The organism is Treponema endosymbiont of Eucomonympha sp., assembly GCF_001028545.1.
In genome coordinates this window covers 1-1,065 of sequence record NZ_BBPW01000204.1, presented here as the reverse complement: position 1 = coordinate 1,065, position 1,065 = coordinate 1, and the positions used below count along the sequence as shown (strand labels likewise).

Annotated in this window: 1 protein-coding gene; it reads right to left on the bottom strand. The window is 46.6% G+C overall.

Annotated features, from left to right (window positions below):
- Positions 1-1,065, bottom strand: a 1,065-nt coding sequence (locus AWU74_RS11755; protein ID WP_187150888.1) for a hypothetical protein, incomplete at both ends; no start/stop codon positions are given.

The window sequence follows — 1,065 nt, the reverse complement described above, 5'->3', positions numbered from 1 at the left end:
TTTCGGTTTCAACCGTATCGCTTCGCCAAAATCCGCTATCGCTTTGTCGTGCTCGTCTGATATGGAAGAAACATACAGGAGCCGGTATTCCTCTTCATGTTTGTATGTCTCTTTTTTTATGAGGTGAGCGACCGGTGTAAATAATTTGGAAAGGAAATCTATAAATTGTTCTTTTTCCGCCGCATCCTCTTTTGCAAATTCGCTCTCAAGCGCTTTCAGCGCTTTTTCAATTTCGCCTAATTTAGCCAAAATTGCTTGAGCCGAGGCGTTTTCTCCCTCCGCTGTTTCACCGATATATAACACCTTATATAGTCCTATGCTGCTCATAGGGACAGAAACTGGCTTTTTCGATTCGCCTTCAGCGGCACTCTCTTTCGGCTGTTCCGTTTTTTCTTGCATAGGAACAACATCGTAGTTTTTTGATACGTCTTTAACGGCGTCCGTTTGCGGGTTATCTGTTTTTCCTTTTGCAAGTGTATTGAACGGCATTTCTAATGACTGCGCCGGCAAACTCATTTCTCTAGAGAGTGAATCGATTCCGAAGCCTTTGTTGATTTTTTGTTTCGCTATGCCGACCGCGGCTCCTTCCCCGTGAGCGGCATACGAGCTGTCCCACATGAAGAGGGTGTCTTCAAGCGCGGTAAAACTCCTGATAAACGCGACTGTTTCGGAATTACTCTTAATGCTGTCCAAAACCGTTGATATAGCGTCGGTCTTGCAAAAGGTTTTTAATCTGTCATAAAAGACCTTGCCTTCTTCCGGGTCGTTTTGATAGCCGGCGGGCGTTAGCCGGAAACGCCGGGTAACCCGCTCGTTCTCCAATACCCGCAGCGACGTGTATTGATAGATATGACCGGTATCGTCTTGTTTGCACCGGAGTGCGTTCCACAGGGAATACACCGCTGTTATTAAATTTTGATATTCTTTTGTTGTCCTCCGCTGTTTTATGCAGAAAGCGATAAGCCGCAGAAAATAATGCGGCGCGGCGTCCAGCCGCTTGTAATCAGCCGACCACAGCAAATCCGGTTGGTTTTTGAATACCGCGTCGATAATTGCGTCGCCGGT